At 59.3% G+C, this 19,067-nt stretch carries 18 protein-coding genes; 5 read left to right on the top strand and 13 right to left on the bottom strand.

Annotated elements, in window-relative coordinates; translation table 11 throughout:
- Positions 1-127: 127 nt before the first annotated feature.
- Entirely contained in the window at positions 128-2,068 is a 1,941-nt protein-coding gene (locus ACNSOI_RS04645; protein ID WP_420195224.1) for a CocE/NonD family hydrolase, read from the top strand.
- A 2-nt stretch (positions 2,069-2,070) separates the two neighbouring features.
- Here ACNSOI_RS04645 and ACNSOI_RS04640 read toward each other — a convergent pair whose 3' ends face one another.
- Entirely contained in the window at positions 2,071-3,075 is a 1,005-nt protein-coding gene (locus tag ACNSOI_RS04640) for an AraC family transcriptional regulator (protein ID WP_106693464.1), read from the bottom strand.
- Between the two features lie 90 nt (positions 3,076-3,165).
- Between ACNSOI_RS04640 and ACNSOI_RS04635 the strand changes: the two genes are divergently transcribed.
- The 3 genes from ACNSOI_RS04635 to ACNSOI_RS04625 are packed head-to-tail and all read left to right on the top strand — an operon-like array spanning position 3,166 to position 7,626.
- Complete coding sequence (locus ACNSOI_RS04635) at positions 3,166-4,779, top strand: FAD-binding dehydrogenase (RefSeq protein ID WP_286254112.1); 1,614 nt, start codon at positions 3,166-3,168, stop codon at positions 4,777-4,779.
- A 4-nt stretch (positions 4,780-4,783) separates the two neighbouring features.
- On the top strand, positions 4,784-5,971 hold the full coding sequence (locus ACNSOI_RS04630) for an L-lactate dehydrogenase (protein ID WP_286254111.1): 1,188 nt from the start codon (positions 4,784-4,786) through the stop codon (positions 5,969-5,971).
- Entirely contained in the window at positions 5,968-7,626 is a 1,659-nt protein-coding gene (locus tag ACNSOI_RS04625; protein ID WP_420195223.1) for an acetolactate synthase large subunit, read from the top strand. The genes ACNSOI_RS04630 and ACNSOI_RS04625 overlap by 4 nt, the downstream gene beginning before the upstream one ends.
- 332 nt (positions 7,627-7,958) lie before the next feature.
- Here the strand turns inward: ACNSOI_RS04625 and ACNSOI_RS04620 are convergent, their stop codons facing one another.
- The 8 genes from ACNSOI_RS04620 to ACNSOI_RS04585 form a co-directional block, all read right to left on the bottom strand.
- Positions 7,959-8,183, bottom strand: a complete 225-nt coding sequence (locus tag ACNSOI_RS04620; RefSeq protein WP_319635263.1) for a type II toxin-antitoxin system MqsA family antitoxin — start codon at positions 8,181-8,183, stop codon at positions 7,959-7,961.
- A complete protein-coding gene (locus tag ACNSOI_RS04615) occupies positions 8,184-8,471 on the bottom strand; it encodes a DUF4258 domain-containing protein (RefSeq protein ID WP_413639359.1) in 288 nt (95 codons plus the stop codon). It lies immediately after the preceding gene.
- Positions 8,472-8,667: 196 nt separating this feature from the next.
- A complete protein-coding gene (locus ACNSOI_RS04610; RefSeq protein ID WP_058091873.1) occupies positions 8,668-9,093 on the bottom strand; it encodes a secondary thiamine-phosphate synthase enzyme YjbQ in 426 nt (141 codons plus the stop codon).
- 14 nt (positions 9,094-9,107) lie between these two features.
- Positions 9,108-10,175 (bottom strand): succinylglutamate desuccinylase/aspartoacylase family protein, encoded by a 1,068-nt coding sequence (locus ACNSOI_RS04605; RefSeq protein ID WP_420195222.1) that lies wholly within the window; start codon positions 10,173-10,175, stop codon positions 9,108-9,110.
- 6 nt (positions 10,176-10,181) lie between these two features.
- Entirely contained in the window at positions 10,182-11,087 is a 906-nt protein-coding gene (gene rimK / locus ACNSOI_RS04600) for a 30S ribosomal protein S6--L-glutamate ligase (protein ID WP_058091875.1), read from the bottom strand.
- Between the two features lie 2 nt (positions 11,088-11,089).
- Positions 11,090-11,581 carry an ATP-dependent zinc protease gene (locus ACNSOI_RS04595; protein ID WP_420195221.1) on the bottom strand — a complete coding sequence of 164 codons (492 nt, stop codon included), beginning with the start codon at positions 11,579-11,581 and terminating at the stop codon, positions 11,090-11,092.
- Positions 11,562-12,449, bottom strand: coding sequence for a mechanosensitive ion channel family protein (locus ACNSOI_RS04590; RefSeq protein WP_420195220.1), 888 nt, complete (start codon positions 12,447-12,449; stop codon positions 11,562-11,564). The genes ACNSOI_RS04595 and ACNSOI_RS04590 overlap by 20 nt, the downstream gene beginning before the upstream one ends.
- A gap of 22 nt (positions 12,450-12,471) precedes the next feature.
- Entirely contained in the window at positions 12,472-13,284 is an 813-nt protein-coding gene (locus tag ACNSOI_RS04585) for a hypothetical protein (RefSeq protein WP_420195219.1), read from the bottom strand.
- Between the two features lie 140 nt (positions 13,285-13,424).
- Here ACNSOI_RS04585 and phrB point away from each other — a divergent pair, with 140 nt between their 5' ends.
- A complete protein-coding gene (gene phrB / locus ACNSOI_RS04580) occupies positions 13,425-14,816 on the top strand; it encodes a deoxyribodipyrimidine photo-lyase (protein ID WP_420195218.1) in 1,392 nt (463 codons plus the stop codon).
- A 136-nt stretch (positions 14,817-14,952) separates the two neighbouring features.
- On the opposite strand, the gene ACNSOI_RS04575 is transcribed toward phrB, so the two are convergent.
- From ACNSOI_RS04575 to hemA, 4 genes are read right to left on the bottom strand one after another with little or no spacing between them, the layout of a single operon-like run.
- Positions 14,953-15,699, bottom strand: coding sequence for a HesA/MoeB/ThiF family protein (locus ACNSOI_RS04575; RefSeq protein WP_420195217.1), 747 nt, complete (start codon positions 15,697-15,699; stop codon positions 14,953-14,955).
- Between the two features lie 11 nt (positions 15,700-15,710).
- Positions 15,711-16,565 carry a peptide chain release factor N(5)-glutamine methyltransferase gene (prmC, locus tag ACNSOI_RS04570; protein WP_420195216.1) on the bottom strand — a complete coding sequence of 285 codons (855 nt, stop codon included), beginning with the start codon at positions 16,563-16,565 and terminating at the stop codon, positions 15,711-15,713.
- Positions 16,555-17,643, bottom strand: coding sequence for a peptide chain release factor 1 (gene prfA / locus ACNSOI_RS04565; protein WP_420195215.1), 1,089 nt, complete (start codon positions 17,641-17,643; stop codon positions 16,555-16,557). Before prfA ends, prmC begins: the two co-directional genes overlap by 11 nt.
- On the bottom strand, positions 17,640-18,929 hold the full coding sequence (gene hemA, locus ACNSOI_RS04560; RefSeq protein ID WP_061333296.1) for a glutamyl-tRNA reductase: 1,290 nt from the start codon (positions 18,927-18,929) through the stop codon (positions 17,640-17,642). Before hemA ends, prfA begins: the two co-directional genes overlap by 4 nt.
- Positions 18,930-19,067 lie beyond the last annotated feature (138 nt).

Genomic DNA, 19,067 nt, shown 5'->3' with positions numbered 1-19,067 from the left:
GCCTTTTGGCCCTCTCGCCATTTTTAGCCGGCAGACTGGCCATCGTGCCGCCCCTCTTTCCGCCTTATTGTGAACTCTGTCACATTCCGACACCTGTCGTTACAACAACTCACAATAAGGCAAATCGATGAACCATCTGACCAAGTTCGCAATCACCGGCTTGAGCGCTGCCCTTCTGACTGCCTGTGGCGGCGGTGGTGGCAACGACGCCGCATCGGAAACCAACAATCCCGGTGTACAGGCCAGCACGCCACAAGCCAGCCAACCGCAACCGACCGCCAGAGCCATCAGCCGCCCCATGCCGGCCAGCACCAGCGCGCTCGAGCCCGCCTCGTGCAACCAGGGAACCGACCTGGCTGGCGGCCGGAGCTACCGGGTAGAAATGCCATCCCGCGTGGACGGTGCCGCCATCGTGTTCGAGGTATTCGAACCCTCGTTGTTCGACTGCGATACCAAGCACCCGCTGATACTGCAGGGCCATGGCTTCAGTGGGTCACGCACCACAACCGCAGGTGATGATCCGCTGGCACCGATCAAGCCACTGATTGACGCGGGCTACGCCGTTATCAGTATTGATCAACGCGGCCACGGCGAAAGCGGCGGAACGGTTCGGGTGATGGACCCGGACTTTGAAGGCGAAGACCTGGTGCAGATTGTCGACTGGGCCGAAACCCACCTGGACTACCTGAAGTACCGAGACAACAACCTGCTGCTGGGTGGCGTGGGTGGCAGTTACGGCGGTGGCTTCCAGTATCTGCTGTATAACGTGGACCCGGATCAACGCATGGACGCCATGGTGCCCCAGATCACCTGGCACGATCTCACCTACAGCCTGAACCAGGGTAGCGTCACCAAGAACTACTGGGCAGCGTTCCTGTCCCTGGCCGGTGATGCCGGCACCGGCGGCGCCATGGACCCGTTTATTCGGAGCACGCTGATTGATGGCATTGTCGGCAATCGGTTCCCCGAGGCCGCTTTGGACTTCTTCCACTACCACAGCCCCAGCTACTTCTCGGACAACGAGCGCGGGCTGGAGCTGTTCGACAGCGGCAACAGCCAGGAGTACCTGCTTGACCCGATCACCGGCCAGCTGCCCATCACCAGCGATGGCCGCTATATCATCAAGACACCCCAGAGCACGCCCTACCCGGTGGATGTGTTGATGTTCCAGGGCATGCGCGACAGCCTGTTCCCGTTTAACGAAGCCTTTGAAAACTACCTGTCGATGAAGAAAGCCGGTGGCGACGTGAGGCTGCTGACCTACCCGTTCAGCCATCACTACCTGGCACCCAACGTGGGGCTGATTCAGGAAACCCTGGCCAGCTTTGATTTCTACTTGGACGCAGTGCCCGAACTGCCTGCCGCCGGCCTGAACGCCCTGGCCAGTTGTGGTGATATCGAGATCAACCGGGCGACCGTGGCCTGGTTCAACGAAAAGCTGCTAGGCAAAGGTAACGCAGACAATGTGATCACCACCGGCCAGCAGATCTGCTACACCCTGTCACCCGGAGATGCGGTATCAGCACCGGAGGTGACCGTAGGCGGTCAGGTCTTCCCGATTGCCCGTGACATTCTCGGAGCGTCATTACCGGTTTCCGCGCTGATCGGCCCGGCCGGCGTGTTGCCCACCATCGTTCCCCTGACCACCATGCCGGAGGATGGCGTGATTGCCGGCATCCCCACCGTCGATCTCAATGTCAGTCTTGGCCTGGATACTCTGGATAATGCCTGCCTTGAAAGTTCTGATCCGATTCTGAGCCTGGGCACCTGCGACGCCATCCTGTTTGTCGGGGTTGGCGTGATCAAGAACGGATTTGGTGCACCGGAACTGATTGACGAGCAGGTCCAGCCAATTCGCGGCCTGGGCAGCCACCAGGTTCAGCTCACGGGCATTGCAGAGCGGCTGAGCGAGGGTGACCGCCTGGTACTGATGATTTACGGCCAGCACCCGACGTTTGTGGGTGCCTTCTCCCGCGACCTGGTGGTTTCGACGGTCCAGGTTTCCGGCGAAGTGGCACTGCCGATCCTGACCTCCGACGGTCAAGAGCGGCTCGCATCGATCCGATAGAACTAAGGTAGCTCCCGGCGCCAGCGCGCCGGGGGCATTCCGGTCCAACGGTGAAAGGCCCGGTAGAACGTGCTCGGCTCGGCGAAGCCGAGGGATAGTGCAATATCCGCCAGGGACTGGCGGGATTCTCGCACGGCCGCCAGGGCAAGTTCCTGGCGCACCTCATCCAGCAAGCTGTTAAACGTGTAACCCTGAGTCTCCAGCCTGCGCGCCAGCGTCCGCTCACTGATACCCAGCGCTCCCGCTGCCTCTGCCCGACGGGGTAACGTGGGTCCGACACGGGCCACCAGCCATTGCCGCAGATCCTCTGCCGACACTGCGCCCTTTTCCAAAGCCGCCAATCGCCCGGCATTGTATTGCTCGTGTACCTGAGCCAGGGCCGGGTCTGCCTGTGGCAGGGGCTTGTCCAGCACCTCATGACTCACCAGCAGCCCGCTGAATGCCTGCTCAAAATCCACCGGGCAGCCAAACACCTCCCGATAACCGCGAACCGGCCCCAGCCGGGCCTGGCTGAACTGCACCCGCACCGGCCGCACCGCCGATCCCGCTATCCAGTCTGTCAGGCTGACCACCGCCGACAATACGGCCTCAATCTGGTGGGGACTGAACGCCAGCCGGCCCTGCCTTGGATGGTAGACAATCCAGGTACCCCGGCTACCGGGCAACATCTGGAAGCGCCCACCGTCGGAGATAAGACGCTGATACTTCTGCACCAGGGTAATGGCTTCACGCAGCGTCGCCGCACTCTGCATGGCGAAACTGACAGCATCAATGCTGGCCGGGCGCACGCCCGTGCCCACTTTCAGGCCAAAGCCTGGATCGTGGGTACAGCGTTCGGCGGCGTGCCAGAGCCGGGTAATGAAATCGATGGGCCAGCGCTCCCAGGCCAGTGCCTGTGCTGGCAAGCCTGCAGTTTCGAGCAACACGGTGTCGCCAACCCCCAGACGGCGAGCGGCATCGATCACGGTGTTGACCCACCCCATGGAAACGGTGGCTTCTAAAGTCAATTATTCTGGCCTCTGAAGTCAATTCAGATCCGATCATAGCGTTATATGGTCTGTAACAACAAAACCAAAAACACATTTTGGACATGCACCATGGCAAAACCTGATTGCTCAGACATCCTGATTGCCGGCGGCGGCCTGGCGGGCATGGTTACCGCCCTCGAAGCCCTGCGGGCGGGCAAGACTGTTACCATCGTTGACCGGGATACCCCCGAACGCTTTGGCGGCCTCGCGTTGTGGGCCTTTGGCGGCATGGCGCTGATCGACACCCCGCTACAGCGGCGTATGGGAATTGCCGACTCCCCGGAACTGGCCCTTCAGGACTGGCTGCGCTTTGGTGAACTGGACCCCAATGATGAATGGCCCATGCAGTGGGCCCGCTACTACGTTGAACATTCCCGCTCCGAGGTGCACGACTGGCTCGCCAACGAGGGCATTAAATTCATGCCGGCGGTGAACTGGGTAGAACGTGGCCGGTTTGGCGATGGCAATAGTGTGCCCCGCTACCACGTCACCTGGGGCACCTCCCGGGAATTGGTGCGCTGCATGGTTAACGCCCTGCATGAGGAAAATGCCAGCGGCCGCCTCACCATTCATCACCGCCACCGGATCACCGGGCTGGACCATCAGGCGGGCGAGGTCTGTGGCGCCATTGCCATCAACGAAGAAACCGGCGAAGAGGTCCTGTTTGAGGCCGCCAATGTGGTGCTGGCCATGGGCGGCATCAACGGCAGCCACGCCGAATGCCGGGCCAACTGGCCCAAACATCGCCCGCAACCTGCCACCATGCTTAACGGTGCCCACCCGTTTGCCGATGGCAAACTGCATCACTGGGCCAAAGATCACCTGGGCGCGCGCATCACTCACGCCGGCGAAATGTGGAACTATGCAGCGGGCTTCCCCCACCCCTATCCGCATTTCCCGGGCCACGGCCTGTCTACCATTCCATGTAAATCCGCACTCTGGCTGAACCACCGGGGCGAGCGCATCGGGCCGGAGCCCCTGGTGACCGGCTTCGATACCCACTGGCTTTGCCAGCGCGTGGCCGAACAGGAAAAACCCTGGACCTGGCACCTGCTGAACCGGCGTATCGCCCTGAAAGAATTTGCCATCTCCGGTGCCGAACACAACGCCCGCATCCGGGACAAGCAATTCCCCCTGTTCCTGAAAGAACTGCTGCTGGGCAACAAACCACTGGTGAATCAGATGCAGAACGAAAGCCGGCACTTCCTGGTGGATGACACCCTGGAAGGGCTGGGGAAGAAAATGAACGCCCTGACCTGCTCTCTGGACATTGACGCTGCCACTCTGAAAGCCACCGCCGATGCCTTCGATGCCAATTTCAGCAAAGGCAGCCAGCTGAACAACGACCCGCAAATCCGCATGATACGCCACGCCCGCCAATGGGGCCCGGACCGGCTGCGCACCTGCAAACCGGCACCACTGCAGAAGCCTGGGGCCGGCCCCTTCATCGCCATTCACATGCAACTGACCACCCGCAAGAGCCTGGGCGGCCTGCGCACCGATCTGCAAAGCCGGGTGCTGGATGCCGGCGGCCAGCCCGTCCGAGGCCTTTACTGCGTGGGCGAAGCGGCCGGTTTTGGTGGTGGAGGCAGCAACGGCAAGCGATCACTGGAAGGCACCTTCCTGCCCGGTTGCATTCTGACTGCCCGGGCGGCCGCCCGTTCCATCACCCACGGAGGCTGACACCATGCCCTTGAGTTATCCGGCCACTGCCGCCGACTACCAGATCCTCGCCCGCCGTAAACTGCCCCGTTTCCTCGCAGACTATCTGGACGGCGGTGCCACCGAAGAGCAAACCCTGCGGGCCAATGTCAGCGGCTGGCAAGAGATCGCCCTACGCCAGCGTGTTCTGATTGATGTCGACAACGTAGACACCCGCGCCCAGCTGGCCGGCCAATCCTGCAGCATGCCAGTTGCCCTGGCGCCCCTGGGGCTGGCCGGCATGATGGCTCAGCGCGGCGAAGCCCAGGCGGTAAAAGCCGCCAATGCCGCCGACGTGCCGTTCACCCTCTCTACCGTTGGCATCTGCCCACTGGAAGAAGTGAAAGCCGCCGCCAGTGCACCCTTCTGGTTCCAGTTGTACATGATTCGTGACCGGGAGTACGTAGACACCCTGCTGAAAAAAGCCTGGAATGCCGGCTGCCAGACCCTGATTTTCACCATCGACCTGCCCCTGCCCGGCCCCAGACACCGGGACACCCGCAACGGTCTGGACAGCAGCGGTGCCCGTTCCGTCGCCCTCAAGGCACAGCAACTGCTGTCGCGGCCGGGATGGCTTTGGCAAGTGGCCATAAAAGGCAAACCGCTGACCTTCGGCAACCTCAGCGACGCGGTGCCCGAGGCCAGCAATCTGGATTCCTTCAAACAGTGGGTGGATACCCAGTTCGACGCCTCCGTTACCTGGCAGGCCATCGAATGGCTGCGGGAACGCTGGCCCGGCAAGCTGATCCTCAAAGGCATCCTGGAGGTGGACGATGCCAAGGCAGCCGTCAACGTAGGTGCCGATGGCATCGTGGTCTCCAACCACGGCGGTCGCCAGCTCGACGGTGTAGCCGCCACCGCCAGCAAACTCCCTGATATTGTTGCCGCCGTTGGTAAAGACACCGAGATCCTGGTGGATGGCGGCATCCGCAACGGCGTGGACGTTTTCCGCGCCCTCGCCCTGGGGGCCAACGGCGTGATGGTTGGCCGGCCCTGGGCCTGGGCCCTGGCGGCGGAAGGCCAGGCCGGATTAACCCGACTCCTGAACACCTGGCAGCAGGAACTGAAACTGGCCATGACCCTGACCGGCGTCACCCGAATTGCCGACATCAGCGCGGCCCACCTGGACCTGCCAAACACACACACATTGACCCAAGCTGGAGAACAACAATGACTAACGGCGCTCAGGCACTCATGAAAACCCTGGTGGATTCGGGTATTGAAGTCTGCTTTACCAACCCCGGCACCAGCGAAATGCATTTTGTCGCCGCTCTGGACAGCGAACCCAAAATGCGAGCGGTACTGGCACTGTTTGAAGGCGTGGCCACCGGTGCCGCCGACGGCTACGCCCGGATGGCCGACAAACCCGCCGCCACCCTGCTGCACCTGGGCTGCGGCCTGGGCAATGGCCTGGCCAACCTGCACAACGCCCGCAAAGGCAAGGTGCCAGTGGTCAACATTGTTGGCGACCATGCCACCTACCATGTGAAATACGACGCCCAGTTGCAGTCTGACATCGAAACCGTGGCCCGCAACATCTCCCCCAATTTTGTGCGCACGTCACAAAGTACAGAAGCCCTTTGCCAGGACGCCGCCGAAGCCATTACTGCGGCCCGGGGTTTGCCGGGCCAGGTCGCCACGCTGATTCTGCCGGCAGACGTGTCCTGGGGCGAAGGCGGCAAACCTTGTGCCGCACCCACTCAACCGCAAGCGCCTGCCGCTGAAGATAACGCTGTTAAGGCGGCCGCCGAGGCCATTGGCAGCGGCAAGAAAACCGCTCTGCTGCTGGGTGGCCGAGCGCTGCGTGAGCCCGCCCTGCTGGAAGCAGCCCGCATTGCCGCCCACAAGGGTGTCACCCTGTTTGCTGAAACCTTCCCGACCCGTATCGAACGGGGCGCCGGCCTGCCGCCGGTGGAGCGGATTGCCTACCTGGCAGAACTCGCTACCCTGCAGCTTTCCGAGTTCGACCATCTGATTCTGGTGGATGCCAAGGCGCCGGTATCCTTCTTCGCCTACCCAGGCAAACAGAGTTACCTGGTGCCCGACAACTGCACCGCGCACACCCTGAGCACTCCGGAACAGGATGCCACCGCCAGCCTCAAGAAGCTGGCCGATACCCTGGGTGCCAGCAGCGCCCAACCAAAGCTGCAGGCGCCTGGACGCCCCGGCCTGCCCAAAGGCAAACTCACCGCCGAAAAAGTTTGCCGGGCGGTGGGCGAGCTGATGCCCGAGAACAGCATCATTGTGGACGAATCCATCACCTCCGGCCTGATGCTCAACGCCATGACCGCCGGCTCGCCGAGGCACGACATGATCACCCTCACCGGTGGCGCCATCGGGCAAGGCATGCCGAACGCGGTCGGTGCGGCCATCGCCTGCCCCGACCGCCAGGTTTACGCGCTGATCGGTGACGGCACCGCCATGTACACCAACCAGGCCCTGTGGACCATGGCCCGGGAAAACCTGAACGTGACCACCATCATCTTCAACAACGCCTCCTACTCCATCCTGAACGTGGAGCTGGAACGGGTTGGCGCAGAAGAAGCCGGGGCCAAGGCCAAGTCTCAACTCGACATCAGTGGCCCGGTGACCAACTACGCGCTGCTGGCCCAGAGCATGGGGGTGCACGGCACCCGGGTGACCACCGCCGAAGAACTGATCAAAGCCATGGAATACGCCAAACACAACCCCGGCCCCCACCTGATCGAAGCAGTAGTGCCGGAATCCCTGAATGGCGTGAAAAGAAAGGTTCTGCCCTGGCTGCTGAAATCGCTGCCGAGCCTGCCAAGGCCTCTGACCAAGGCGCTTAAGAAGAAGATTGCGCCCTGAGGGGCTAGATGAAAGGGCGCAGCCACCGAGAATGGCTGCGCCCGGCTAAAACCTCACACAAGACTCTGATCTGTACTACACACGGTAGCGGCTGACCTCGGCCGTCAACTCACCCGCCAACGATTTCAGACGCTGGGTGGACGTTTTTGCTAACTCAAGGTAATTCCGGAGTTCCTGGAGAGAATACCGGGCCGGCATTTCGGCCTGCAAAAAAAAAGATTTGCAAGCCTATAGAAAAACGCACTGAAGGTTTATTTAGGAAACCGCGTAGTTTGTTACAGCACAGAGAGCGGAACGAGCTTTTCATCCTGCATAGTGAGGAAACCCTTAACTCAGGCAGCGAATTGAATCACTTCTACTTCGTGGTTCTGCTTGATCGCCTCCTCCGCCATTGTCAGAATTTTCGCGGAGATTGCCTCATCGAGGTAATACTCACCACAGTTATCACACACCTCAGCGGGCACATTTTTGACAACAATGGTTGCCTCCCCTCGTGTCATAGTGACGGTGGTGGTGCCAGAATGGGTTTCGCCGTTTTTACAGATTGCGCATTTCATTCAGTTTCTCCTGGTTTTGAAGTCTTCATTCCAGATTTTCGGTGATGGCACATAAGCAGTTATCACGTAACACTCATTGTTCTCCTGATTCTGTGCCACAACAACATGAACAGGCTTATCGTCTACCCACCCCAGGCGCAATTCACTCGGGTGGGGTCTATCGTCAGGATAGCCCGTTATCCTTTCACCGGTCTGTATAGTGAATATGACTTCTTCCGTAGACAGCAATCTCTCGAACATGCGCCTGAGTGCATGGCCGCTAAACTTGACTGACGTACATTGTTTCATCCCTGAAGTACTCTCCCTGATATCGATACTGCATGAGGCAGATGGTCCTCTTTGACTGTGACTTTGTAATCGCTGAAATTCCTGGCAAGCGCATTGCCAAGTGGTGAATCGTGTTTGAATACCAGCAATGTACGAGACCGCTCTTCAGCAACGCTAGCTACATATCCATTCGGTTGCCACTTTAGGTTACAAACGCTCACCAACGCCCCTGCAACGTCGCCACAATCTTCCGGCTACCCGCATTATCGCGGTGTTCACATACATAAATACCCTGCCAGGTGCCCAGGGCCAGATGGCCGTGACTGATGGGCAGCGTCAGTGACGGGCCGATCATCACACTCTTGATGTGGGCCGGCATGTCGTCCGGGCCTTCCATGGTGTGTTCATAATGCGGAGCATTCTGGGGCACCATAACGTTGAAATGGCGCTCCAGGTCGCCCCGCACATCGGGATCGGCATTCTCGTTGACCGCCAGGGAAGCAGAGGTATGCTGGATAAACAGGTGCAGTAGCCCCACTTCGCAGTTGGTCAGTTCCGGCGCCTGGGCCAGAATTTCATTGGTGACCAGGTGAAACCCCCTGGGCAGCGGGGCCAGTTCGATGGTGTTCTGGTGCCAGATCATAGTACCAACTCCGGTTATTTTTGCAGTTCGTCCCAGGGGTGTACGGGCACTACCGCGTCTTCCGACACTTCGCTCTCGAAGGAGCTGCGGAAGTAGTCCATGGCTTTTTCAGCTTCGCCCAGCTCGTCGAAGCGGGCGATGTGATAGATGGCCTCGCCTTCGTTCACCAGTGGCAGGTTGTTCACGCAGATCACAATGCCGGAACAGGGCGAGGTAATAGCCACTTCGGTTTCGCCGAAGGGGTCCGCCACCATGGCCAGTTTCTGGCCTTTACGCACTTTCTGGCCAAGGCTGGCCACCGGGCGCATGATACCGTCCATATCTGCCCGCACCCACTGTGAGTTGGCGGCGGTTTCCGAGCGTTTTTTCGGCGCTTTCGGGCCTTTCTTGGCAGGTACCATTTCCAGCTCCCGCATCACCCGAATGATGCCTTTTACGCCGCTGGCAATCACTACATCATCAAAGCGCAGCGCTTCGCCACCTTCAAAGGTGATCACCGGAATATCCAGTGAATCAGCGTAGGCCCGCAGGCTGCCTTCCCGCAAACCGGCATTGATAATAATGGGCGCGCCAAAGGCTTCGGCCATGCGGGAGGTTTCCGGGTTTTTCAGCTCGGCGCGAATCTGCGGCAGGTTGAACCGGTGAATGGCCCCGGTGTGCAGGTCGATAATGTGGGTGACCTTTTCCATAATTTGGGTACGCAACAGGTAGGCAATGCGGCCGCCCAGCGAACCGGTTTCCGAGCCCGGGAAGCAACGATTCAGGTCCCGGCGGTCCGGCAGGTAACGGGTGCGCTGCACAAATCCGAAGATGTTAACGATAGGAACTGCCACCAGCGTGCCCCGCAGGTGCCGGAGCGCGCCGTTTTTCAACACCCGGCGGATGATTTCCACACCGTTGATTTCATCGCCATGAATCGCACCACACACCATCAGCACCGGGCCGTCACGGCGGCCGTGCACCACTTCCACAGGAATGTGCAGCGGTGTATGGGTATAGAGTTTGGCCACCGGGACTTCCACAGTCTCACGGGTACCGGCTTTTACCTGTACGCCAGCGATTTCAAACGGTGCTCTTGCCATGCGCGCTTATCCCCTGCCCCGGGTTTTGGTTTTCCAAGGTTTGTAGTTCTTTTCTGTCCAGTTAATGATCATGCCTGCCACGTTCTTGCCGGTGGCATTCTCGATGCCTTCCAGGCCCGGCGAGGAGTTTACTTCCATCACCAGTGGGCCACGGCTGGAGCGCAGCAAGTCCACACCCGCCACGTTCAGGCCCATGGCCTTGGCGGCGGTAATGGCGGTGCGGCGCTCTTCCGGAGTAATCCGCACCAGAGAAGCCGTGCCACCCCGGTGCAGGTTGGAGCGGAACTCACCCTCGGCGCCCTGGCGTTTCATGGCCGCAATCACCTTGTCACCGATCACAAAACAGCGGATGTCAGCGCCGCCGGCTTCCTTGATGAACTCCTGCACCAGGATGTCTGCCTTCAGACCCATAAAGGCCTCAATCACACTCTCTGCCGCCTTGCGGGTTTCCGCCAGCACCACGCCGATACCCTGGGTACCCTGCAACAGCTTGATGACCACCGGCGCGCCGCCCACCATCTTCAGCAGCTCCGGCACGTTGTCCGGTTTGTTGGCGAAACCGGTGACCGGCATGCCCACGCCCTTTCGGGCCAGCAGTTGCAGGGAACGCAATTTATCCCGGGAACGGGTAATGGCCACGGATTCGTTCAGCGGAAACACCCCCATCATCTCGAACTGGCGCAGCACGGCGGTGCCGTAGAAGGTGACCGAGGCACCAATCCGGGGAATCACCACGTCGAAGTCTTCCAGCACTTCTTCGTGATAATGGATCAACGGGTTCGCAGAGGTGATGTTCATGGAGCAATGCAGGGCATCGATCACCTTCACTTCGTGGCCACGGTTAATGCCTTCCTCCACCAGACGCCGGGTTGAGTACAGGTGACGGTTTCGCGACAGTACCGCAATTTTCATATTCAGATCCTTAATGCCGGTTTGCCGGCCAGGTAGGAAGCTTCAGGGTAAACGAGGGAGCGGCCCGCCATGGCGGTACGGCCCAGCAACATCCGGAACCGCATGGAATCCCGGTTTGTCAGTGTCATTTCAATCGGCCAGCTCTGATCACCCACCACCAGGGTGGTCTCAATCACCAGCCGCATTTCTTTGTGGCCACCGGAATCCGACACCGTTCGCTCATCCAGCACTTTGGCATCGCATTCCACCACGTGGTGCAGATCGTTCTGAACGGGATGAACCCAGAACTTCACTCTGCGCTCTCCGTTCTCCGTGTAGGGTTCGGTGCGAAAGGTGTGCAGGCACGATGTGCGCGCACCGGTATCCACTTTCGCCTTGATGCGGCCAATATCCAGATCCGGCAGGGCCACCCATTCCCGCCATCCCAGAGCGATCTTGCTATCCGCCTGGATGGGTTGAGTGGTCTTGATTGCTTCAGTTGTCTCGCGCGACATCCGGGGAGTCCTTATCTTTCTGTTGTTCCGGGCCCATCAGTTGCACACGGAAGGGCGCGGAATGGCTACCGGCATAAATGCTGGTATGGGGGAACGGAATCTCGATACCCTGCTGGTCCAGTGTTTTCTTGATGGCCACCATCATGCCACCACGGCCCTCGAAGAACTTGTCTTTGGGTACCCAGAAAGAGAATTGCAGGTCCACGGATGATGCTCCGAAACCAGTCACGAGCACGAAAGGTTTGGGGTCCTCAAGACAAACCGCATTCTGTTGTGCCAGTCCCAGCAGCAAGTCCCTGACCCGCTCCACATCCTCTGCGTAAGCGATACCCACACTCAAATCAATTCGCCGAATCGGGAAGCGGGACCGATTCACTACCCGGCTTTTGATCAGGGTTTCGTTAGGCACCCGCACAAACAGATTGTCCGGGGTTCGGATCTTTACACTCAGCAGGTCGATGGCGATAACCTCGCCTGCGGTGGCATCAACCTCAATCATATCCCCTATCTCAAAGGGCTTTTCCATCACCAGGAACAAGCCGCTGATGATGTTGGAAGCCGACGTTTGCGAGGCAAAGCCGATGGCCACAGTCAGAATACCCGCGGCACCAAGCACCACCTCCAGGGAGAAACCGGCCTCTCGCAGCGCGGCCATACCGAAGATAATGAAAACCAGATAGAAAAACACCCGGCGGATAATGGCTTGATGGTGTCTGGTGGTGCGTTTCTCGACCAAACGGCCGACATTACGCGACACCAAAGAGCCGATCAAAAGCCCCAGCAACAGAAGGACGGCTGCCGACAACCACTTACCCCACGCGATACCGCTGGCAAGCTGAACGACGGTGGATTGTATTGCCTCTAGCACTCAGAAACTCCTTAACTCGTCATCAGCCGAAGATATGATCAAACGCTCGAACCAGCCTGCGCCCCCGGGCCATCTGTTCGCGGGCTGGTGCGATAAGTTCACATGGCCCTGCCACTGCGGTAACGGATGATTCAATGTGTAGGCTGGCAGAATTCATATCGGTGTCGGATTCCACCGTTACACCTGGAGTCCAGAGCCGACCTTTATCATTACGGTAGACTGGTAACAACGGCGTTGGCAGGCTGAAGCGTTCCACCAACAATGATTTCTGGCGACGATTGATAATGGTAACGGGCGTCAATGCCCGCCACGGCCGCTTGGGGACAGCCTCAAGTGCCAGGCGCCCATAAGTGGCTGATGCATAACACAACTCACCTTGCATGGTGTTACGCCCCAACCAGGTCATGGACGGAGTTGCCAGGGGCAGCTCCATTAGCTCCGACGCTGAATCTCCCACACAGATTTTCATCCACAGCGTGGTGCCCACATAGATAACGCAGGTTGCTCCAGCCGGGATGGTTAGTGGCTGGTGGGGTTTGATCACCGTTGGCAACGGTGCCATGGCCGGTATGTAACGTAACATGCCGTTGTCACCGGTGCGTACGAAGCGCTGCTCTGAAATAGCACCGGATGGCAGCGTATGCCCGATGGTCTCGTACCAAGTGATCGGATCGGTATCTGGGACCAGCTTCTGCACCCGTACCTGCCATTCCATATCCAGCAGTGTCACCCATAAACGGGTATAGCCGAGTTCGTGTTGTTGAGTCTGGCCGGAAGCCAGTTGATAGGGGTGCGCCCAGACACCATCGCGCTGGCTTTCGGTAACGTCAGTCATGCCGAGGAAAAAACTCCTTTCTGGATAGCCGGCTGGTCTGCTTAACTATAATCCAATCCGGTAGTTACAGCGAATATACCAATCAACGATTTACCGGCTGTAATTTCCACTATGCATTACACTCAGGGGAGTCTCTCCCGATGACAGAACTGGTCTGGTTCCGCAACGATCTTCGCCTGGCCGATAACGCCGCCCTCACCGCCGCCTGCGCCCGCAGCAAGCCCGTGAAGGCCTGTTTCCTGGTGACGCCGGGGCAATGGCAGGAGCACGACTGGTCCGCTGCGCGGGTTCAGTTCGTGCTTGAGCACGCCAATGTCCTGGCCCGCCAGCTGGCCAAGCTGGGCATTACCCTGTCATTTCTGTACGCGGATACCTTCACTGAAAGCCTCGACAAGCTGGAAGCATTCTGCAAACAACATCAGATTGCAGGCCTGCACTTTAATGAAGAGTACGGCGTCAACGAGCGCCGCCGAGACAAACAGGCCTACGACCGGCTGACAAACCTGGGTATTCGGGTTGCCAAGTACCGCGACCAGACCGTAGCCCCGGTGGGCCAGATTCTGACCCAGCAGAACGAACCCTACTCGGTATTCACCCCGTTCTCCCGCCGCTGGCGCAGCTGGATAGAGGAAACCCAGCCCACCCTGTACCCGGCGCCGTCGTCCATGGGGCCAGAGGTAGAAGCCGAGCAAACCGACACCCTGCCCGCACCGTTCAAAGATGCACCGAAACCCTTGGTGGCCAACGGCGAAGACGCCGCCCATCAGCAACTGGACCATTTCCTGACGGAAAGGGCCAAGGGCTATAAAGATAACCGGGACTTCCCGGCCGTGGACGGCACCAGCCAACTCTCGCCTTATCTGGCCAATGGCGTATTATCCGGCCGCCAGTGCCTGATTGCCGCACGGCAGTCCGGTATTTCGGGCGAAGGCATCGAGACGTGGATTAATGAAATCGCCTGGCGGGATTTTTACGTTCACATTCTTTATCACTACCCGCGCGTCAGCATGCACCGGGCATTCAAACCAGAAACGGAGGCGCTGGTATGGAATGAGCCGGGAGACCACTTTGAAGCCTGGAAAGACGGCCGAACAGGCATCCCGATTGTGGACGCGGCTATGCGTCAGCTAAAGACAACCGGCTGGATGCATAACCGCCTGCGGATGATCACCGCGATGTTCCTGACCAAGAACCTGTTTATCGACTGGCGGCTGGGCGAAGCCTGGTTCATGCAGAATCTGGTGGATGGTTTTCTGGCTTCCAACAATGGCGGCTGGCAGTGGAGTGCCTCAACGGGCACCGATGCAGCACCTTATTTCCGGGTGTTCAATCCGGTAACACAAAGCGAGCGCTTTGACCCGAAGGGGGAGTTTATTCGGCAGTGGGTGCCTGAGCTGGCCAAGCTGGATAACAAACGGATTCATGAGCCGGCAAAGGGGGGCATTATTCCAAAAGGCTATCCCAAACCGATTGTCGATCTGAAAGAAAGTCGCAAGGAAGCCATCGCAAAGTTTCAGGCGCTAAAGGACTAACTCAGAAGTTGGCAGGCGGGGTTGGGGGAGGCCTTTCCAAAACCCTGCGGAGCCAGGGATGGCGGAGCGGAGCCTACAGGGATGTATTCACGGCGTGTTTTGGAAAGGCCTCCCCCAACCCTGCCTTACTCCGAAATCACGAGGAACACACCGGACAATCAGGATCTTTAGCCAGCTTCATTTCCCGCCATTCCATCTGCCAGGCATCAAGGATTAGCAAACGACCTACCAATGGTTTGCCCACTTCCGAGATAACCTTTATTGCTTCCATGGCCTGAGCTGAACCGATCATGCCTACCAACGGGGCAATAACACCGGCTTCGGAACAAGTCAGGTCTTCATTGCCTTGCTCAGGATACAGACAATGGTAACAAGGACTATCCGCCTGCCGCGGATCGTAAACAGACAACTGCCCTTCACCACGGATGGCAGCACCGGATACCAGCGGGACCTTGTTGGCGACCGAAGCCCGGTTCAGGGCAAAGCGAGTATTGAAGTTGTCGGTGCAATCGAGGACCAGAGTGGATTCGGCAACCAGCTGTTTGAGGTCGTCGCCATCCACCCGCCGATTCACCGCATTAACGGTGATCTCCGGGTTAATCGCCCTTACCCGCTCCGCCAGGCGCTCCGCTTTTGAATCGCCAAGCCAGCTCTGCTCAAACGCAATCTGCCGTTGCAGGTTAGCCAGTTCGATCTGGTCGTCGTCTACCAGGGTCAGATGGCCAACGCCGGCTGAGCCCAGATACAACGCAACCGGGCAACCCAAACCACCGGCGCCGATGACCAGCACATGGGCGGCCTTGAGTTTTTCCTGGCCGGCGATGTCGAACCGGGGCATCAGGATCTGGCGGCTGTATCGGAGCAGTTCTTCGTCGCTGAGCATGAGAGATCTCGCTACTGGTCGCTGGCAGGTTTCCGGGCCAGGGTCATTCGGTCATTTCCGCCGTAGTCCCGGCGGGTTTCTATGTTGCGCCATCCGGCTGCGGCAAACAAATTCCGAACAGCTTCACCCTGGTCGTAACCGTGTTCCAGTAGCATCCAGCCGCCGGGGTTCAGGCGTTTGAGGCCTTCGGTGACCAGCAACCGGATGTCATCCAGGCCATCATCACCCGCCACCAACGCGGATGGCGGTTCAAAGCGTACGTCGCCTTCATGCAGGTGACCGTCACTGGCGGGTATATAGGGCGGGTTGGAGATCAGCAGGTCAAAGCCACTTTCGGGGATCTGGTCGAACCAGTGACTCTGCACTACGGTGATCGGCAATTGCAGGGAGCGGCTGTTTTCCCGGGCCAGTTCGACGGCCTCCTCAACACGATCGCTGGCCATGATCTGCCACCGCGGCTTTTCACTGGCCAATGCCAGGGCAATGGCACCGGTACCGGTGCCCAGGTCCAGCACACGGGCGTTTTCAGGCAGAGGCAATTCCAGCGCGGCTTCCACCAGGCACTCGGTGTCTGGCCGGGGAATCAAGGTGGAGGGGCTGACTTTCAGGGGCAAGGACCAGAATTCCTGCTGTCCCAGCAGGTAGGCGATGGGTAAGCCCTTGACTCGTTCAGCCACCAATTCGCGAAACGCTTGCGCCTGATCAGGGGCTACTTCCCGCTCGGGCCAGGCGCGGAAGCTGGTACGGCCCAGGCCGGTTACGTGGCTCAAGAGTAATTCGGCGTCCAGTCGGGGGGATTCCCCACCGATCTGTTCAATGGCGTTATTCAGAAGGGTTTCACAGGTCAGCGAGGACTCACTGCTCATTGGCCAGTTCTGCCAGCAATTCAGCCTGGTGTTCCTGTTGCAGGGGGACCACCACGGCGTCGAGATCCCCGGCAATCACCTCATCCAGCTTGTACAGGGTGAGGTTGATGCGGTGGTCAGTCACCCGGCCCTGGGGGAAATTGTAGGTGCGAATACGTTCCGAGCGGTCGCCACTGCCCACCAAACTTTTGCGGGTTTCCGCCATGCTCTTCTGCTGTTTCTCCAGCTCGGCATTCTGCAGCCGGGACGCCAGCAGGCTCAGGGCCTTGGCGCGGTTCTTGTGCTGCGAACGTTCTTCCTGGCACTCCACCACAATACCGGTGGGCAGGTGGGTAATGCGGATGGCAGAGTCGGTTTTGTTGACGTGCTGCCCACCGGCGCCGGAGGAGCGGAAGGTGTCTACCCGCAGGTCAGCTTTGTTGATTTCGATGGCTTCGGATTCATCGGCCTCCGGAATCACGGCCACGGTGCAGGCGGAGGTGTGAATGCGGCCCTGGGATTCGGTTTCCGGCACCCGCTGCACCCGGTGGGCTCCAGACTCAAACTTGAGCGTTCCGTAGACGCCATCTCCTGACACCCGGGCGATGACTTCTTTATAGCCGCCGTGCTCACCCTCGTTCTCGCTCAGCACTTCCACCTGCCAACGGTGTTTTTCCGCATAACGGGAATACATGCGGAACAGGTCGCCGGCAAAAATCGCGGCTTCGTCACCGCCGGTACCGGCGCGCACTTCCAGGAACACATTCTTGGTGTCGTTCGGGTCTTTCGGCAGCATCAATCGCTGCAGCTCTTCATCAAGCTCTTCACTACGCGCTTCGGCGGCGGCCAGTTCTTCTTCCGCCATGGCACGCATGTCGGCATCGCCGTCTTTGGCCAGCTCTTTCGCTTCCGCGATGTCATCATGGGACTGACACCAGGCCTGGAAGCACTTCACCACCGGTTCAATCTCAGCAAATTCCCGGGACAGTTCCCGGAATTTGTCCTGGTTAGCAATCACCGAGGCATCGCTCAACAACGCGTTGACCTCCTCGAACCGTTCAACAAGCTGTTCGAGGCGGGACTGGATCGATGGCTTCATAATTTTTCCGTGGTGGTGGGCTCGTCAGCTTCCAGGGCATCAAGCTGATACAGCTCCCGCAGGCATTCGGTAACTTCGGTGCGGCCCTCGGCCATGGCTTTACGCACTTGCACAGAGGGCTGGTGAAGCAGTTTGTTGGTGAGGCCCCGCGCCAGGCTGCGCAAGACGGTCTCGGGATCGACGCCGTTGCGTAGAGCACGCAGGGCCTTTTCAGATTCGACATCCCGCAGCAGTTCGGCACGCTGGCGGAACACCTTCAGGGTAGAGACCGCATCCAGGGCCCGGAGCTGATCCAGGAATTCCTGCACGCCACTGCTGATCAGGTTCTCGGCTTCGCGGGCAGCACCTTCACGGGAGCGGATGTTTTCTTCGATTACCTGCCGCAGATCGTCGACGGTATAAAGATACACATCGGCCAGCGACCCAACCTCCGGCTCAATATCCCGGGGTACCGCAATGTCGACCATAAAGAACGGGCGATGCTTGCGCTTCTTCAACGCGCGCTCCACCGCACCCTTGCCAAGTATTGGCAACGGGCTGGCCGTGGAGGAAATGATGATGTCGACGTCCGCCAGGTGATCGGGAATTTCCGACAGCACAATGCCCTTGCCACCGTGCAGTTCGGCCAGCGCCTGGGCTCGTTCCAGGGTGCGATTGGCGACCAGGAAGTCTCTCACGCCGGCATCGGCCAGGTGGCGGGAGACCAGTTCAATGGTTTTGCCCGCGCCAATCAGCAACGCCTTGTTGCGGGACATGTCGGCAAAGATATGATGCGCCATGCTGACAGAGGCATAGGCCACTGACACAGGGTTTTCCCCGATGGCTGTCTGGGTTCGAACCCGCTTGGCTACCGAGAACGTCTGCTCAAACAGGCGGGACAGGAAAGAGCCGGTGGCACCGTGCTCGCGGGCCAGGGAGTAGGCATCCTTTAACTGCCCGAAGATCTGCGGTTCGCCCAGCACCATGGAATCCAGCCCCGCCGCTACGCGCATCATATGGCGAACGGCCTCGGAATCCCGGTGAACGTAGAGCACTTCTTCCAGGTCGGCCACATCCAGCTCGTGAAAACCGGCCAACCAGCGCAGCACCGTGGGCGCGCAGTCGTCGTCCCCGGCCAGATAAAGCTCCGTGCGGTTGCAGGTAGACAGAATAGCCGCTTCGCTGGCACCGGACGCCGCCCGGAGTTCCGAGAAGGCTTCCGCCATCCGCTCCGGGGTAAAAGCCACACGTTCGCGGATCTCCACGGGTGCGGTTCGGTGATTGATTCCCAGTGTCAGCAATGCCATTTCGAGGTTAAAAAACCTTATGCCAGTCGTGGATCATATTGTGCCATTCTACCGGTGAGGGCCACCGCCTGCCACCCGAAAACACGCCGCCTTCGGGAACTGCGGACAGGTTGGGCAAGTTATAATGCTTATGCCATT

It is taken from the genome of Marinobacter sp. GH_1 (genome assembly GCF_048595985.1).
Lineage (GTDB): Bacteria > Pseudomonadota > Gammaproteobacteria > Pseudomonadales > Oleiphilaceae > Marinobacter > Marinobacter shengliensis.
Note: the sequence above shows the minus strand (reverse complement) of the source record. Positions and strands in the feature narration are given on the sequence as shown.

Coding starts and splice junctions, on each gene's coding strand:
- hemA (WP_061333296.1), bottom strand. CDS start 18,929: ATGGCATTGCTGACACTGGGAATCAATCACCGAACCGCACCCGTGGAG.
- prfA (WP_420195215.1), bottom strand. CDS start 17,643: ATGAAGCCATCGATCCAGTCCCGCCTCGAACAGCTTGTTGAACGGTTC.
- rimK (WP_058091875.1), bottom strand. CDS start 11,087: ATGAAAATTGCGGTACTGTCGCGAAACCGTCACCTGTACTCAACCCGG.
- ACNSOI_RS04645 (WP_420195224.1), top strand. CDS start 128: ATGAACCATCTGACCAAGTTCGCAATCACCGGCTTGAGCGCTGCCCTT.
- ACNSOI_RS04585 (WP_420195219.1), bottom strand. CDS start 13,284: ATGACTGACGTTACCGAAAGCCAGCGCGATGGTGTCTGGGCGCACCCC.
- ACNSOI_RS04625 (WP_420195223.1), top strand. CDS start 5,968: ATGACTAACGGCGCTCAGGCACTCATGAAAACCCTGGTGGATTCGGGT.
- ACNSOI_RS04630 (WP_286254111.1), top strand. CDS start 4,784: ATGCCCTTGAGTTATCCGGCCACTGCCGCCGACTACCAGATCCTCGCC.
- ACNSOI_RS04635 (WP_286254112.1), top strand. CDS start 3,166: ATGGCAAAACCTGATTGCTCAGACATCCTGATTGCCGGCGGCGGCCTG.
- ACNSOI_RS04605 (WP_420195222.1), bottom strand. CDS start 10,175: ATGGCAAGAGCACCGTTTGAAATCGCTGGCGTACAGGTAAAAGCCGGT.
- prmC (WP_420195216.1), bottom strand. CDS start 16,565: ATGAGCAGTGAGTCCTCGCTGACCTGTGAAACCCTTCTGAATAACGCC.
- ACNSOI_RS04595 (WP_420195221.1), bottom strand. CDS start 11,581: ATGTCGCGCGAGACAACTGAAGCAATCAAGACCACTCAACCCATCCAG.
- ACNSOI_RS04610 (WP_058091873.1), bottom strand. CDS start 9,093: ATGATCTGGCACCAGAACACCATCGAACTGGCCCCGCTGCCCAGGGGG.
- phrB (WP_420195218.1), top strand. CDS start 13,425: ATGACAGAACTGGTCTGGTTCCGCAACGATCTTCGCCTGGCCGATAAC.
- ACNSOI_RS04575 (WP_420195217.1), bottom strand. CDS start 15,699: ATGCTCAGCGACGAAGAACTGCTCCGATACAGCCGCCAGATCCTGATG.
- ACNSOI_RS04615 (WP_413639359.1), bottom strand. CDS start 8,471: ATGAAACAATGTACGTCAGTCAAGTTTAGCGGCCATGCACTCAGGCGC.
- ACNSOI_RS04620 (WP_319635263.1), bottom strand. CDS start 8,183: ATGAAATGCGCAATCTGTAAAAACGGCGAAACCCATTCTGGCACCACC.